Here is a 15,277-nt window from a genome sequence, read left to right on the forward strand (position 1 = left end):
CTTTTGCCCACATTGCGCTGGTAAGGGCCAACCCTACGCGACGTCCATGGCGTCCGAATGAGTGCGAGTTCGGGAACAATAATGGCAGACAGAACCCAGCTGAGAGCAGCCGACCACAACGACATCGCCAACGATGATCCGTTCGCGGAACTGACCAGGATCATGGGGTTCGACCCGCGCCAGCCGGTCAAACCGCAAACGCCGGCCCAGCCGAAAACCGCTGCCGCCGAACCGTCGGTGGACGAGGGCGATTTCGAGATCGATCTCGAGAAGGAGTTGATGGGCGAATTCGGCGCCGACGCCAATGACAATGCTTCCTCTGCCAAGCTTCGCGAGCCGACACCCGAACCGGCCGCCGCCGACGAAATGGAGGACGCGCTTGCTGCCTCGTTCGAACAGGATTTCGCGTTCGACGACAGTGCGGTGGATGACGTTGCTCCTGTTGCGGCCGCTCCTGTTGCCGACGAAATTGCCTCCGGCCCCGAAAGGGCGTTCGCTCCCGCTGTCGAGCCGGAGTTCGACGACGAGTTCGATAACGCCGTCGCCGGCTCGCTCGAAGACGTGTCGCCGTTCGAGGACGACCTTTCGAGTGACGACGAACTTGCCGCCTCTGTCGACCAGGATTTTCGGCACGATGACGATGTGACGGCCAAGATCGCGGTGACCGGCGAGGATGAACCCAGGGCCGCAGCCGAGGCGATCGAGCCGGTCGACGAGCCCGCCTTCGACGATGAGTTCGACAACGCCGTGGCAAGTTCGCTCGAAGACGAGCTGATGCTCGAAGAGCATGAGCCGATGGAGCAGACTGTCGCCGTTGAAACCGGCGCGCAAGCGGCCGCGCCTGCGTTCGATGACGAGTTCGACGATGCCGTTGCAAGCTCGCTCGAAGACGAGCTGATGTTCGACGAGCATGAGCCGGCGGAAAACGTCGCCGCCCCGGCATCGCCGGTTGAGGCGGTTTCGGCCGATGAGGATCTTGCCGGCCATTTCGATGATGCCATGGCCGATGTCGACATGGACTTCGACGTTCGCCCGAACGGGCCTGCCGAAATCGAAGAACCAGAGTTTATCGAAGTGCCAGATGCCGCCCGGCTTTCCGGCACGGCCGCTGAAGCGGCGTTCGACGACGATTTCGATCTGAGCTTCGACGATGCGCCTGCCGAGCACGCCGAAGGGCCCGTAGCGCAGGTCGTTGCAGCCGAACCAGCGGCCCCGGCCGCCGCTGTCGTCCCGACGGCCCCAGTGGCTGAGGAACGCAGCCTGGAGGACGAACTGAACGCGCTGCTCGGTGCGATGAGCACACGGCCGGCACAAGCGGTCAACGAACCTCAGACAAGCCAGCAGTCTGCCCAGCAGACTGCCCAGCAGCCTGCCCAGAAGCCCGTGATGGCTGTTCAGCAGCCTATCGCGCCGGTAGTTCAGAAGCCAGCAGTGGCCGCTGAACAGCCAATGGCGGCGGTCAAAGACGTCGCCAACGAACCGGTGCATGCTGTCGACGAGCTGGATTGGGAACTCGACGAGCACGAGCCCGCTGAGCCGCAGCAGTCCAGTGCCGCCGATGACGCCGATCTTGGCAGTGTCCTCCTCGATGAGCTTGAAGGCGAGGATTTCGGTGTTGAAGCCGCTGCCGGACCCGCGGATGATCTCGACAGCGATGCGCTCGATGCCGACTTCGCCAGGAATATCGGCCTGGATCATGATTCGGCCGACAAGAGTGCGGCAGCTGCTGCCGAAGAAGACCCGCTCGATGCGCTGAACTGGCTGACGACACGCGCCACACCGCCCGAGCCGGCCCGCTCGTGGAGCCGCGTGACACCGGTCGCACAGCCTCAGCCCGCTTTTGCAAGCCAGCCGGTGGCTTCGGCGCGTCCGGCACCGCCGCCGCAGCCGGCTGCAACGCCGTCCTATCGGGCCGCACCGGTCGAAGAGAGGCCGTCCTATGAAGATCGGCCCGCCTACACGGAAGCTGCACCAACCTCGCATCAACAGCCTTCCGCCTACGACGAGATGCCCGATGTCGAGACGGTCGACGTGCCCGAGCGCGTGGTGGCGCTGGCGGACGATCTCGACATTCCGGAGCTCAACTTCGACGATGACGAGCCGGTGGCGCCCGCCTACGACGATCTCGATGCCGATTTTGCCAGCCTTCTCACCGAAATGAATGCCACGGATATAGCGCCTGCCCCGGTGCGCAGTGCTGGCTATGACGATGAATACGATGCCGGCTTCGCGTCTGGCTACAAGCAAGATCGCGGCGAGACGCGCGCCTATGGCGCCAAGCCTGTGGAAGCCCCCGTCAGCCCGGCAGCCGCTTCCTATGCCGATGCAGCGGACGGTTTCGATCTGGGCCCATTGCCTGGCGGCCAGCCGGTTTCGCAAGCCGACGATTTCACCTTCGATGAGCTCGACTACGATCCCGAACTGGACGAGGAGATGTCGGTTCCGGGCCTTGCCGAACGCGGGGCCGAAAGGCAGCCGCGCAGGCGCGGGCTGCTGATAGGAGCGGTGGTCGGCGCCGTGGCGATCGCCGGAGGCCTTGGCGCCTTTGCGTTGACCCTCGGCGGCAAGAGCGGCGGCGATGCGCCGGTCATCGTCAAGGCCGACAACAGGCCGATCAAGATCAAGCCGGAAAATCCAGGCGGCACCGTCGTGCCGAACCAGGACAACAAGGTTTATGACGCTGTGGTCAAGGGCGCCAAGCCCGCCGAGCCGGTTCAGCAGAAGCTGGTCACCAACACCGAAGAGCCCGTGGACCTGAAAGCCAACGAACCGGAGAGCCGCGTCGTCGATCTTTCGCCCAATGACCCCGATGCCGCAGACGATATCGACGCGCCCGGCACCGTGGCGTCCGACACCGACGGGTCTGGCACCAATGCGCCCGGCACCAGCGCGCCTGACTCCAGCGCGCTTGGCGCCAGTGCGGCTGGCACTACCGAAACCGCCGCCGCACCGGCGCCCAAATCCGAGGATCGCATCGCGCAGGTTCTGCAGGAGGCCGAGAAGGGTGCAACCCCCGAGATAGTCGCCGTTGCGCCGCGCAAGGTACGGACCATGGTCGTGAAACCTGACGGCTCGCTGGTGGCGCGCGAGGATCCGGCGCCTGCCGCCCCGCAGATGGCTGCTGCCGAGCCGGCCGATCCGGCGCCGCAGCACGTGGCTCCGTCGGCCCAGGCCGATGCCGCGGCGCAGACCGGCACCGTGCCCCTGATCGACCAAATGACAAGTGATCCGAAGATTGGCAACCAGCCGAGTGGCGACCAGGCGAGCGGCGATCAGGCCGAAACCTCCAAGCTGCAGCCGGCGCCCAAGCCCGACACAAAGGCTGAAGCCAAGGCCCAGGCGTCAGCCAGCAAGCAGTCCGCCAGCACCCCGGCCACGGTTCCGGTGGCGCCGCAGCGTCCGTCCGACCAACCGGTCGATGTGGTTGGCGAGGTCAAGCCCGATCAGGTCGCTTCCATCGATCCGGCCGCGGCCAGGGCTGGTTCGTGGTCGATACAGATCGCTTCGCAGCCGACAGTCGAAAGCGCCCAGGCGACTTACCAGGATCTGCAGCGCCGCTATGGCAGCGTGCTTTCCGGCCGCACACCCAACATCGTCAAGGCCGAGATCGCCGGCAAGGGCACCTTCTACCGCGTCCGCGTTCCGGCGCAGTCTCGCAACGAGGCGATCAAACTGTGCACCAGCTACAAGGCTGCCGGCGGCAATTGCTTCGTGTCCCACTAGGCACCAAAACCTCTCGAAAAGCCGGCGTCCGCGCCGGCTTTTTTGCGTGAACGGAAACCTCTGAAGGCAAGTGCGGGCGATTCCCTTTGTCGGCGCGAAGCTCTAAACTGTTCCGCATGACCGAATCAAAATCCATGATCCTCGGCTGCGCCGGGAAATCACTGACCCGCGACGAGATCCGTTTCTATCGCAACGAATGCCCGTGGGGCTTCATCCTGTTTGCGCGCAATATCGGCGAGACCGAGCAGATCCGCGATCTGGTCGCCGCGATGCGCGACTGCGTCGGGCGTGCGGATGCGCCGGTGTTCATCGACCAGGAGGGCGGCCGGGTGCAGCGCCTGCGGCCGCCGCTGGCGCCGAACTATCCGGCTGCCGGTGCACTCGGCGCCTTGTGGCGCGACGACCATGACGCCGGCACCCGTGCCGCATGGCTGATGGCGCGGCTGCATGCCTTCGACCTGCTGCGCTACGGCATCACGGCGGATTGCCTGCCGGTGCTCGACGTGCCCATCGAGGGCGCCAGCGACGTCATCGGCGCGCGCGCTTATGGCAAGGAGCCGCGCGCCGTCATCGAATTGGGTCGCGCCGCGGCGGAAGGCCTGATGGCGGGAGGCGTGCTGCCGGTGATGAAGCATATTCCCGGTCATGGAAGGGCCTTCGCCGACACGCATTTCGAACTGCCGACCGTCGACGCCTCGATCGGCGACCTGCAGCGGCATGATTTTGCCCCGTTCAGGGAGCTCAACCATTTGCCGATGGCGATGACGGCGCATGTCGTCTATAGCGCGATCGACCCGAAGAACCCGGCCACCACATCCGGCAAGGTCATCGAAAAGATCATCCGCGGCGAAATCGGCTTCGACGGGCTGTTGATGAGCGACGACACCTCGATGAAGGCACTTTCTGGGGATTTCCCGTCAAAGGCGGCGGCGATCCTTGCGGCGGGCTGCGATCTGGTCCTTCACTGCAACGGCGTGTTCGAGGAGATGGCCGGCATTGCATCGCGCACGACCGGGCTTGAAGGCAAGTCGTTTGAGCGCGCGGAGCGGGCGCTGACCTATATCAGGAACCGTGACGTGGCGGACGAGACCGAGATTCGGGCCGAATTTGCCGGTTATTTCGACGCGGCGGCCTAGCATCAAAGGAAGCGAAGTGGCGGAAACATTGGACCTGAAGGCCGGCAAGGCCGCACCGATGGACCGCTTGTGGGCCGAGAACGACGATTCCCGGCTGACCGGCGATCCGGCGTTGGTCGTCGATGTGGCCGGCTTCGAAGGTCCGCTCGATCTTCTGCTGCATCTTGCCCGCAATCAGAAGGTCGACCTGTCGCGCATCTCGATCCTGGCGCTGGCCGAACAGTATCTGGCCTTTGTCGAGAAGGTGAGGGCGCTGAGGCTGGAGCTTGCCGCCGACTACCTGGTGATGGCGGCGTGGCTGGCTTTCCTCAAATCGAAGCTTCTGATCCCCAAGCAGCCCGGCGATGAAGGCGAAAGCGGCGAGGAACTGGCGGCGGTGCTACAGTTCCGGCTGAAGCGGCTGGAGGCGATGCGCGACGCGGCGGCACGGCTGGTCAACCGCAACCGGCTCGGACGCGACGTGTTTGCACGCGGCATGCCGGAAATGGTCATCGTCGAGAAGCGCAATGCCTATTCGGCCTCGCTCTACGACCTGTTGACCGCCTATGCCCAGCAGCGCCAGAAGCAGGCAATAACCAATGTGACGATCGCCAGGCGCGGCGTGTGGTCGCTCAAGGATGCGCGCGACGTGCTGATCAGGCTGATCGGGTCGCTGCGCGACTGGACGGCGCTCGACAGTTTCCTGGTCGAATATCTGGCCGGCCCGGAAGAGCGGCGCACCGCGGTTGCCAGCTCGTTTGCGGCGACGCTGGAACTGGTGCGCGAAGGCAAGATGGAAATGCGGCAGGACCAGGTGTTCGCGCCGCTGTATCTGCGCGGCCGCGCCCAGGCCATCAAGATAGTCGAGGTAACACCATGAGCGAACGCGCCAACGCTTCGGTCATTCCGTTCAAGGTCGACGACGATGCCGAGCAAGGCGCGGTCGCCGAAAACCCGGCACAAAATCAGGGGCAGAATTTGTCGCGGAATCCTGGCGAGCGGCTGCATATGGCGGAGGCCGTACGGATGGCCGAGGCGATCGTATTCGCCAGCGCCGAGCCGGTCAGCGAAAAACAGCTCACTTCGCGACTGCCCGACGGCATCAACATTGCCGCGGCAATGGCCGAACTGCAGCAGATCTATGCGCGGCGCGGCGTCAATCTGGTGCGCGTCGGCGATGCCTGGGCGTTTCGCACCGCCGGCGACCTCGCCTTCCTGATGAGCCGTGACACGGTGCAGCAGCGCAAACTGTCCCGCGCTGCCCTCGAAGTGCTGGCGATCATCGCCTACCACCAGCCGGTAACGCGCGCCGAGATCGAGGACATCCGCGGCGTCGAGACCTCAAAGGGGACGCTCGACACGCTGATGGAGACCGAATGGGTGAGGATGCGCGGCCGGCGCCGCACGCCCGGCCGTCCCGTCACCTACGGCACGACCGACATTTTCCTCGACCATTTCGCGCTGGAGGAGATCCGCGATCTCCCCGGCATGGAGGAATTGAAAGGTGCCGGGCTGCTGTCCGGCCGCATGCCGTCGAATTTCTCGGTGCCGCTGCCGCCGGCCGACCCCGATGCGCTCACCGACGACGAGGATCCGCTGACCGACATCGACCTCGAAGAACTCGGCCTTTTGACGCCGCGCGTCACGGAAGATTGAGCCGAGCGCCATCTTAAAGCCACAGGCAGGATGGAACTGCGCCGATTGGTAGCGGGCCGCCGTGCCGAAAGTGCGTGACTTCGGCCACTCATTCATGAACTCTGTCGCAGTTCTGTTTGAATCCGAACCCGAAAGCGCATAGATCAGCGTCTGGGAAACCGTTCGAGAGAGATTTGCTATGGGTTCATTTTCGATTTGGCACTGGATGATCGTTCTGGTGATCGTGCTGCTGGTCTTCGGCCGCGGCAAGATCCCCGAGCTGATGGGCGACATGGCCAAGGGCATCAAGAGCTTCAAGAAGGGCATGGCCGACGACGAGACTGCCGAGGACAAGCGCACCGTCGAACACCGTTCCGACGAAACCGTTTCGGTACCGAAGGAAAAGGCCAGCAAAAGCTGAGCCCAAAACTTTAGTCGGCCAAAACTTGAGTCGGAACGTATAGCCATGTTCGAAGTCGGCTGGACCGAGATGCTGGTGATCGCGATCGTCATGATCGTGGTCGTCGGGCCCAAGGATTTGCCCAACATGCTGCGCACCTTCGGCCGCACTACGGCGAAGCTGCGCGCCATGGCGTCCGATTTCCAGCGGCAGTTCAACGACGCGTTGAAGGAAGCAGAGCTCGACGACGTCAAGAAGTCGGTCGATTCGCTGAGAAGCCTCAATCCGGCAGCCGAGATCAGGAAGCAGCTCAATCCATTCGAGCAGGCCGCCGCCGACGTCCGTTCCGGCGTCGACGCAGTGATGAAACCCAAGCCGGCCGTCGATGCCGCCGCTTCGACGGAGCAGGCGGCCGAGCCGCTTAAGAACGGCGCAACAACGATGCCGGGCGTCAGCCCGCCGGAGCCGACGCCGGCCACGTCGATCTTTCCGGCGATGACGGACGAGTCCGTCGTAGCGCCGGCAGTGCAGGCGCAAACGGCTGCAGCGGCCGTGCCGAAAAAAGCACCTGCGGCAAAGAAGAAGCCAGCGCCCGCGAAAGCCGCGGCCGCCGTCCCGGCCAAGCCGGCAAAGACTGCTGCGCCGAAGGCTGCCGCAAAAGCTGAGCAAAAAGCGCAGTCGTCAGCAGCGAAGAAGCCGGCGTCAGCAACGAAGAAGCCGGCCGCCAGGAAAACGGCGGGAGCCGCCAAGTGAGCGTTTCGGACAAGGAAAAGGACGAGATAGAAAAATCGTCGGCTCCGCTGATGGAGCACCTGATCGAGTTGCGCCGGCGGCTGATCTGGTCGATTGGCGGTTTTTTTGTTGCCTTCCTGGTCTGCTTCTTTTTCGCCAAGCGGCTGTTCAACCTTCTGGTCATTCCGTTCAGATGGGCGACCCAATGGGCCGGGCTCGACCCGCACAAGGTCGAGCTGATCTATACGGCGCCACAGGAGTTCTTCTTTACCCAGGTCAAGCTCGCCATGTTCGGCGGCATGGTCATCGCCTTTCCGCTGATCGCCACGCAGATCTACAAATTCATCGCGCCCGGCCTCTACAAAAACGAGCGCAACGCCTTCCTGCCGTTCCTGATCGCCTCGCCGATCCTGTTCCTGATGGGCGCATCGCTGGTCTATTTCTTCTTCACGCCGATGGTGATGTGGTTCTTCCTCGCCATGCAGCAGACCGGCACCAACGACCAGGTGCAGATTTCGCTGCTGCCGAAAGTGTCCGAATATCTCAGCCTGATCATGACGCTGATCTTCTCCTTCGGCCTGGTGTTCCAGCTGCCGGTGGTGACAAGCCTGATGACGCGGGTCGGCATGCTGTCGTCAACGGCCCTGGCCGAGAAGCGCAAATGGGCGATCGTCATCGCCTTTGTGGTGGCGGCGGTGCTGACGCCGCCCGACCCGATGAGCCAGATCGGCCTCGCCATTCCGACGATCCTGCTCTACGAGGTCTCGATCTGGTCGGCCCGGCTGATCGAACGCAGCAAGGAGCGCGACCGTGTGGCCCGCGAAAAGCAGGACGCCACCGAAGAGGTGGCCGAAAAGCCGGCGGACGCGTCTTCGACATAGGTTCGGTTGAAGCGGGCAGCATTTTTTTTGCCGGCCACAGCAACTTTGTTCTTGCTTTGTGCCGGCAGCTATGCTACTAATTTCGTTATGGTGCCAATTGGCTCCAAAAACCCGCCTCCCGAGGCGGGTTTTTTGTTTCCAGGGTTCTTTCGATCGAACGTTGCGCGTGCTGCCTACCTGAGGTCGGCGCGAAGGAACTCTGCCTTGACGTCTTGTATCGATGCGGTTTACGCCCTCTGTCTTTGTTTTGGGCATGTCATTGTCCCAAAACCGCTGCGCACTTTTGGGCGACATGCCCTCTGAGGACGAACAGACCATGCTTGACATCAAATGGATTCGCGACAACCCGAAGGCCCTTGTCGAAGCGCTCCAGAAGCGCTCGTGGTCGGCTGAGGATGCGCAGTCCACGGTCAACGACCTGATCTCCGCGGATGAGGCGCGGCGCGAGCATCTGACCGAGCTGCAGACCAGGCAGGAACGCCGCAACGCCGCATCGAAGGAGATCGGCAATGCCATGCGCTCGGGCGATGCAGCTCTTGCCGAAAGGCTGAAGGCCGAGGTCGGCGAGATCAAGGCCTTCATCCAGGATGGCGAGGCGCGCGAGCGCGAGCTCGACAAGGCGCTGAACGATGCGTTGGCAGTGCTGCCAAACGTGCCGTTCGACGACGTGCCGGTCGGCAAGGACGAGCACGACAACGTCGTCAAGCGCGTCGTCGGCAAGCTGCCGACCCGCCCGAACTGGGTGAAGGAGCATTTCGAGATCGGCGAAGCGCTCGGCATGATGGATTTCGAGCGTGCCGCAAGGCTTTCGGGTTCGCGCTTCACGGTGCTCAAGAACCAGCTGGCGCGGATGGAGCGCGCGCTCGGCCAGTTCATGCTCGACCTGCACACGACCGAGCATGGCTACGAGGAGATCCAGCCGCCACTGATGGTGCGTGACGAGGTGCTTTTCGGCACCGGGCAGCTGCCGAAGTTCGAAGAGGATTTATTCTTCGTTCGGCACGGGGACGGCAGGCTTGGCCTAATCCCAACCGCCGAAGTGCCGCTCTCCAATCTCGTTCGCGACGAGATCACGCCGCACGAAAAACTGCCGCTGCGCTATACGGCGCTGACGCCGTGCTTCCGCTCCGAGGCGGGCTCGGCCGGGCGCGACACGCGCGGCATGCTGCGCCAGCACCAGTTCTACAAGGTCGAGCTGGTGTCGATCACCGACCAGGAGACTTCGGTTGCCGAGCATGAGCGGATGACCGAATGCGCCGAGGAGGTGCTGAAGCGGCTCGGCCTGCCGTTCCGCACCATGACGCTGTGCACCGGCGACATGGGCTTTGGCGCGCGCAAGACCTACGACATCGAGGTCTGGCTGCCCGGCCAGAATGCCTATCGCGAGATCTCGTCGTGCTCGGTGTGCGGCGATTTCCAGGCGCGGCGCATGGACGCCCGTTACAAGGACAAGGACGGCAAGGGCAATCGCTTCGTCCACACGCTGAACGGTTCGGGCACCGCCGTCGGCCGCGCTCTTATCGCAGTCATCGAAAATTACCAGAATGAGGACGGCAGCGTAACCATTCCTGAAGCGCTTCGTCCTTACATGGGCGGTCTCGCAAAGATCGAATCATCGAGGTGACAAGCTTGTCGGCCCCGCGTCCCTTCGCGCCCCCCTCTGTCCTGCCGGACATCTCCCCCTCAAGGGGGGAGATTGCGCCGTCATCACAGCTTTCGCCAACTGTTGGCGTAGCAAGGAAGGCGGCGGCTACGGTATTGCCGATCTCCCCCCTTGAGGGGGAGATGTCAAGTGGTGGAAAAGAGGGCAGGACAGAGGGGGGTATCGTAGAGCGCTGCCGTCAATCCAATTCTGCAAAGGCGGTCTCATGCGCATCCTCCTGACCAACGACGACGGCATCCATGCCGAGGGCCTTGCATCACTCGAACGCATCGCGCGCACGTTGTCGGACGACGTCTGGGTGGTGGCACCGGAACAGGATCAGTCCGGCTATGCGCATTCGCTGTCGATCTCGGAGCCGCTGCGGCTCAGGAAAATCGGCGAAAAGCACTTTGCGGTGCGCGGAACGCCGACCGACTGTGTCATCATGGGCGTGAAGAAGATCCTGCCCGAAGCCCCTGACCTGATCCTGTCAGGCGTCAATTCCGGCGCCAACATCGCCGACGACGTCACCTATTCGGGCACGGTCGCCGGCGCCATGGAAGGCGCGCTGCTCGGCGTGCGATCGATCGCCATCAGCCAGGCCTATTCCTATGTCGGCGAGGACCGCGTCGTTCCCTACGAGACCACCGAAGCGCTGGCGCCGGCCCTGCTCGAAAAGCTCGTCGCCATGCCGTTGCCGGACGGCGTGCTGCTCAACGTCAATTTTCCGAATTGCGAGCCGCAAGAGATCGCCGGCACTGTGGTCACTTCGCAGGGCAAGCTGGTCCACAGCCTGTGGGTCGACGAGCGGCGCGACGGGCGCGGCCTGCCTTACTACTGGCTGCGCTTCGGCCGCGAGCCAGTCGAAGGCAAGCAAGGCACCGACCTCCATGCCTTGCGGAATCGGCTGGTGTCGGTGACGCCGCTGCAGCTCGATCTCACCGCGCATGAAATCCGCGATCAACTGGCCAAGGCGCTCGCATGAACTTGAACCACGCTGCAACGGTCGACGAGCGCGAAGGTTTCGCTGCCTTCCTGCTTCGCCTGCGCGGCAGGGGGACGGTGCCGAAGGCGCTGATCGCCGCCTTCGAGGCGACGCCGCGGCGCGGCTTTCTGTCTCCGCATTTCCACTCGATAGCCTGGTCGGACCGTTTGCTGCCGATCGAATGCGGCGAGGCCATCGAAGGCGCCGACCTGCAGGCGGCGGTGATCGCGGCACTTGCCATCGAGCCGGGCAACCGGGTGCTCGAGATCGGCACCGGGTCCGGCTACACGGCGGCGGTGATGTCGCGGCTTGCCGCGCGGATCGTCACCATCGACCGTTACAAGACGCTGGCCGAACAGGCCCGGCAGCGGCTCGAGGCGCTCGCCATCGGCAATGTCATCGTGCGCCAGGCGGACGGTTCCAACGGGCTGGCCAACGAAGCGCCGTTCGACCGCATCGTCGCCTGGGCGGCCTTCGACAGCCTGCCGCGCTTTCTCCTCGACCAATTGTCGAGCGGCGGCATCGTCATCGCGCCGATCGGACCCGACGAAGGCGAGCAGGTGCTGGCCAAGCTGACCAAGATCGGCAGCCGCTTCGAACGCGAGGATATCGGCCTGGTGCGCCTGCAGCCGATCCTGCACGGTGTCGCCGCGGTGATCTGATTCCGGGTGCATCGCGCCGCTTGGGGATCAGCCGAAGCCTGTCGTTTCGTCATCCTAGGGCGCAGCGAGGCGCGAAGCGACGCAGCGCAGACCCTAGGATCCATGCCGCGCCCTTGAGGCGTTGCAAGGGTGCAGAATGCTGCTCCGCCGCATTATTCGGCCAAGGTCACGGAATGGATCCCAGGGTCTCCGCGACGGAGCTTCGCTCCTGCTCCGCCCTAGGACGACGAAGTTGAGAGCCTTCCTCGACTATTTTAAGAAAATTTGCGTCTGATTCTACAGGTTTAACCGACCGGTAACATTAACGCGCTTTAATCACACTCAGTTGTACCGGGTCTGTGCGGGTTAGTGCGATGCAATTCAGTGTTTTGAAGGCAAACGGACGCAATCTGGCGCGTGGCTGCGCCGTCCTCATGATCGCAGGCGCTGCGACGGGGTGTAGTTCCCAGGTGGCGCGGTTCAACAGCGTCGACGACGTGTTCACCGCCTCGACCAACAATCAGCGCGCCATCATCGACAAGCAGGATGCTGCCCAGCCCTATCCGGGCGATGTTGCGGCCGCGCCGATCGACGGCAGCCACACCCAGTCGGTCAGCCGCTCAAGCCTCGAACCGGTTACGGCGCAGCAGTTGCCACCGCCGGCTCCCGCCCTGGCACCCGCCGCCCGCCCGGTGCGTACCGCTGCCGCGCCGGCGATGGCGCCTGCCGCTCCTCGTGTCGACAGGACGGCAACCGGCACCGTCGCTCCGGCGGCAAGGCCGTTCAAGAACGCCGAGCCCGACGCGCCGCGCATGGCGACGGCCGCCGGCGCACCGCATGCAACCGAGATCGTCGTCAAGGACGGCGAGACCATTTCCGGCCTGTCGCGGCGCTACGGCGTGCCGGCCGATGCCATCATGAAAGTCAACGGGCTGAGCGCGACCAAGGGGCTGAAGACCGGCCAGAAGCTCGTCATCCCGGCCTATGCGTATTCGAGCAACGGCGCCACGCCGAAAGTCGCCGACGCCAAGCCTGCGAACGGCACCAGGCACGACCAGCCGGCCGACGCGCCGGAGAAGGTGGCCGTGCTGCCGCAGCAACCGAAGCTCAGGGAAGGCAAGTCTGCCGCGCAGGTGGACGCCTCGGCTGCCGCGAGCCAGCCGAAGGATGGAAAGACCGCGCCCAAAGTGGCTTCGGCGACGGCCAAGCCGGCCGGTGCCGGCGGCACTTACACGGTACAGCAAGGCGATACGCTGTCTGCCATCGCCAGAAAGACCGGCGTCCGCGTCGTCGCGTTGAAGCAGGCGAATGGCATGCAGGATGGACTGCTCAAGATCGGCCAGACCCTGAAAGTGCCGGCAGGCGGAACCGCTGTCGTCGCCGGCGTGAAGCCGGCAAAGGTCGATCCGGTGACGACGGCCACCACCCAGCCGCCCGCCAAGACAACGCCGACGCAGACGCTCGCCTCCTACACGCCGCCGAAGAAGGACGCGAAAGTCATCCAGCAGGCCGAGGACGACGATGCGGTGGCGCCGGACGCAACCGGCATCGGCAAGATGCGCTGGCCGGTGCGCGGCCGCGTGATCTCAAGCTTCGGTGGCGGCAAGGACGGCGTCGACATTGCCGTGCCCGAGGGGACGCCGGTCAAGGCGGCTGAAAACGGCGTCGTCATCTATGCCGGTGACGGCCTCAAGGAATTCGGCAACACGGTGCTGGTGCGGCACGAAAACGGTCTGGTCACCGTCTACGGCCACGCCAGCTCGATCGAGGTGCAGCGCGGCCAGAAGGTCAAGCGCGGCCAGGAAATCGCCCTGTCCGGCATGAGCGGCACCACCGACTCGCCGAAACTGCATTTCGAAGTGCGCAAGAACTCGGCGCCGGTCGATCCTTCGACCTATCTCGAATAGACGACGAAAAGCGATTTGCGGGCCACCTGACCTTCAGCCCGCCGAGGAAGTCCGCTCCGCAAGGTGCGGGCTTCTTCTGCTGTTAGTCCTTGAGCGGCTAATCCTTCAGCGATTTGCCGAGCCGGCCTGCCAGATCCTGGGTGAACTGCCAGGCGACGCGGCCCGAACGGCTGCCGCGCGTCGTCGCCCATTCCAGCGCCTCGGCGCGCAGCGTCTCGGGATCGATGGCGAGATCGTGATGGCGGACATAGCCGTCGATCATGTCGAGATATTCGTCCTGCGAACATTTGTGGAAGCCAAGCCACAGGCCGAAACGGTCCGACAGCGACACCTTTTCCTCGACCGCTTCCGACGGATTGATCGCGGTCGAGCGCTCATTGTCGATCATGTCGCGCGGCAACAGATGCCGCCGGTTCGAGGTGGCGTAGAAGATGACGTTGGCCGGGCGGCCCTCGACGCCGCCTTCAAGCGCTGCCTTGAGCGATTTATAGGACGTGTCGTCGTGGTCGAATGACAGGTCGTCGCAGAACAGGATGAAGCGGAAGGGTGCTGCCTTCAGCAGGCCCATCAGCTTCGGCAGCGTGTCGATGTCTTCGCGATGGATCTCGATAAGCTTGAGCGGCAGGTCGAGGTTGGCCGAAGCGTTGACCGCGGCGTGCACCGCCTTGACCAGCGACGATTTGCCCATGCCGCGCGCGCCCCACAACAGCACGTTGTTGGCAGCATAGCCTGAGGCGAAGCGCTCGGTGTTGTCGACCAATATGTCGCGGACGCGGTCGACCCCGCGGATCAGGCCGATGTCGACGCGGTTGACCTTGCGCACCGGCTCCAGATAGCCGGGATCGGCCTGCCAGACGAAGCAATCGGCCTCGCCTAGGTCGGTTTGCGGCACCGGCGGCGGGGCGAGGCGGGCGACCGCCTCGATCAGGCGGTCGAGCTTCTGGCTCAGGATATCGATGGTACTGTCGGTCATCTCTTGTCTTTTTTGTTTCGCTTTCAGGATGGTGCGGCAGGCCAACCTACCTGATTTCAGCGGTTTCGAAACTCGTCCCAAGCATTTGTTCGGGCATGATCTTTTGCGGAAACCGAGCGTCGCTTTTGGGGATCACCCTCTAACACGGCTCACCAGGCCGGAAAAGCAGCCGATTTGCCCGGCCGCGCAGTTGCATTGGCAACGTTACCGACTATATTCCGGCCAAATTTGGCGGGGCCGTCAAATTCCCAGAACGGTTTGGCGGCTGTTTTTAAAATTCAGGAGTACCTCGATGTTCGTGACACCGGCATACGCCCAAGGCATCGGCGGGGACTCGTCCGCAATGTTTATCCAGATCGTGCCGTTTGCTCTGATTTTCGTGATCATGTATTTTCTGATCATCCGGCCGCAGCGTACGCAGCTGAAGAAGCGCGGCGAGATGCTGGCGGCGGTTCGCCGCGGCGACACCGTTGTCACCGGTGGCGGCTTGGTCGGCAAGGTAACCAAGGTGATCGACGATAACGAGCTCGAGATCGACCTTGGCGGCGGTACCAAGGTGACGGCGCTGCGCTCGACGATCGCCGACGTGCGCGTCAAGGGCGAGCCGGTGGCGAACCAGAACGCCAAGAAATAACCGAATTGT

The 15,277-nt window shown here is 63.8% G+C and carries 13 protein-coding genes; 12 read left to right on the forward strand and 1 reads right to left on the reverse strand.

What is annotated here, in order from left to right; translation table 11 throughout:
- The first annotated feature begins 81 nt into the window (after positions 1-81).
- The 11 genes from NKK47_RS16185 to NKK47_RS16235 all read left to right on the forward strand — a co-directional run bounded on the left by NKK47_RS16185 (position 82) and on the right by NKK47_RS16235 (position 13,661).
- Positions 82-3,723 carry an SPOR domain-containing protein gene (locus NKK47_RS16185; RefSeq protein WP_352577588.1) on the forward strand — a complete coding sequence of 1,214 codons (3,642 nt, stop codon included), beginning with the start codon at positions 82-84 and terminating at the stop codon, positions 3,721-3,723.
- 116 nt (positions 3,724-3,839) lie between these two features.
- Positions 3,840-4,859, forward strand: a complete 1,020-nt coding sequence (gene nagZ, locus NKK47_RS16190; RefSeq protein WP_352577589.1) for a beta-N-acetylhexosaminidase — start codon at positions 3,840-3,842, stop codon at positions 4,857-4,859.
- Positions 4,860-4,917: 58 nt separating this feature from the next.
- Complete coding sequence (locus NKK47_RS16195; RefSeq protein WP_352482297.1) at positions 4,918-5,718, forward strand: segregation and condensation protein A; 801 nt, start codon at positions 4,918-4,920, stop codon at positions 5,716-5,718.
- The gene (scpB, locus tag NKK47_RS16200; protein WP_352451389.1) at positions 5,715-6,494 is read left to right on the forward strand and encodes an SMC-Scp complex subunit ScpB; all 780 of its coding nucleotides are present in this window, start codon (positions 5,715-5,717) and stop codon (positions 6,492-6,494) included. The genes NKK47_RS16195 and scpB overlap by 4 nt, the downstream gene beginning before the upstream one ends.
- Before the next feature lie 178 nt (positions 6,495-6,672).
- Positions 6,673-6,894 carry a twin-arginine translocase TatA/TatE family subunit gene (locus NKK47_RS16205; RefSeq protein ID WP_023678929.1) on the forward strand — a complete coding sequence of 74 codons (222 nt, stop codon included), beginning with the start codon at positions 6,673-6,675 and terminating at the stop codon, positions 6,892-6,894.
- Between the two features lie 45 nt (positions 6,895-6,939).
- Positions 6,940-7,626, forward strand: a complete 687-nt coding sequence (tatB, locus tag NKK47_RS16210) for a Sec-independent protein translocase protein TatB (RefSeq protein ID WP_352577590.1) — start codon at positions 6,940-6,942, stop codon at positions 7,624-7,626.
- Positions 7,623-8,486: a twin-arginine translocase subunit TatC gene (gene tatC, locus NKK47_RS16215; RefSeq protein ID WP_023678927.1), complete on the forward strand. Its 864-nt coding sequence runs from the start codon at positions 7,623-7,625 to the stop codon at positions 8,484-8,486. The genes tatB and tatC overlap by 4 nt, the downstream gene beginning before the upstream one ends.
- 316 nt (positions 8,487-8,802) lie before the next feature.
- Positions 8,803-10,110 carry a serine--tRNA ligase gene (gene serS / locus NKK47_RS16220; RefSeq protein WP_352577591.1) on the forward strand — a complete coding sequence of 436 codons (1,308 nt, stop codon included), beginning with the start codon at positions 8,803-8,805 and terminating at the stop codon, positions 10,108-10,110.
- 244 nt (positions 10,111-10,354) lie between these two features.
- Positions 10,355-11,113 (forward strand): 5'/3'-nucleotidase SurE, encoded by a 759-nt coding sequence (gene surE, locus NKK47_RS16225; protein ID WP_352577592.1) that lies wholly within the window; start codon positions 10,355-10,357, stop codon positions 11,111-11,113.
- Positions 11,110-11,775 carry a protein-L-isoaspartate(D-aspartate) O-methyltransferase gene (locus NKK47_RS16230; protein WP_352577593.1) on the forward strand — a complete coding sequence of 222 codons (666 nt, stop codon included), beginning with the start codon at positions 11,110-11,112 and terminating at the stop codon, positions 11,773-11,775. The genes surE and NKK47_RS16230 overlap by 4 nt, the downstream gene beginning before the upstream one ends.
- Positions 11,776-12,128: 353 nt before the next feature.
- Positions 12,129-13,661, forward strand: coding sequence for a peptidoglycan DD-metalloendopeptidase family protein (locus NKK47_RS16235; RefSeq protein WP_352577594.1), 1,533 nt, complete (start codon positions 12,129-12,131; stop codon positions 13,659-13,661).
- Between the two features lie 97 nt (positions 13,662-13,758).
- On the opposite strand, the gene NKK47_RS16240 is transcribed toward NKK47_RS16235, so the two are convergent.
- Positions 13,759-14,634, reverse strand: a complete 876-nt coding sequence (locus tag NKK47_RS16240; protein WP_352577595.1) for an ATP-binding protein — start codon at positions 14,632-14,634, stop codon at positions 13,759-13,761.
- A gap of 292 nt (positions 14,635-14,926) precedes the next feature.
- Between NKK47_RS16240 and yajC the strand changes: the two genes are divergently transcribed.
- Entirely contained in the window at positions 14,927-15,268 is a 342-nt protein-coding gene (gene yajC / locus NKK47_RS16245) for a preprotein translocase subunit YajC (protein WP_352451381.1), read from the forward strand.
- The last annotated feature ends 9 nt before the right edge of the window (positions 15,269-15,277 follow it).

Origin of the sequence: Mesorhizobium sp. M0019, assembly GCF_040323975.1 — a bacterium.
Taxonomy (GTDB): Bacteria; Pseudomonadota; Alphaproteobacteria; order Rhizobiales; family Rhizobiaceae; genus Mesorhizobium.

Coding starts and splice junctions, on each gene's coding strand:
- NKK47_RS16185 (WP_352577588.1), top strand. CDS start 82: ATGGCAGACAGAACCCAGCTGAGAGCAGCCGACCACAACGACATCGCC.
- nagZ (WP_352577589.1), top strand. CDS start 3,840: ATGACCGAATCAAAATCCATGATCCTCGGCTGCGCCGGGAAATCACTG.
- NKK47_RS16195 (WP_352482297.1), top strand. CDS start 4,918: ATGGACCGCTTGTGGGCCGAGAACGACGATTCCCGGCTGACCGGCGAT.
- scpB (WP_352451389.1), top strand. CDS start 5,715: ATGAGCGAACGCGCCAACGCTTCGGTCATTCCGTTCAAGGTCGACGAC.
- NKK47_RS16205 (WP_023678929.1), top strand. CDS start 6,673: ATGGGTTCATTTTCGATTTGGCACTGGATGATCGTTCTGGTGATCGTG.
- tatB (WP_352577590.1), top strand. CDS start 6,940: ATGTTCGAAGTCGGCTGGACCGAGATGCTGGTGATCGCGATCGTCATG.
- serS (WP_352577591.1), top strand. CDS start 8,803: ATGCTTGACATCAAATGGATTCGCGACAACCCGAAGGCCCTTGTCGAA.
- surE (WP_352577592.1), top strand. CDS start 10,355: ATGCGCATCCTCCTGACCAACGACGACGGCATCCATGCCGAGGGCCTT.
- NKK47_RS16230 (WP_352577593.1), top strand. CDS start 11,110: ATGAACTTGAACCACGCTGCAACGGTCGACGAGCGCGAAGGTTTCGCT.
- NKK47_RS16235 (WP_352577594.1), top strand. CDS start 12,129: ATGCAATTCAGTGTTTTGAAGGCAAACGGACGCAATCTGGCGCGTGGC.
- NKK47_RS16240 (WP_352577595.1), bottom strand. CDS start 14,634: ATGACCGACAGTACCATCGATATCCTGAGCCAGAAGCTCGACCGCCTG.
- yajC (WP_352451381.1), top strand. CDS start 14,927: ATGTTCGTGACACCGGCATACGCCCAAGGCATCGGCGGGGACTCGTCC.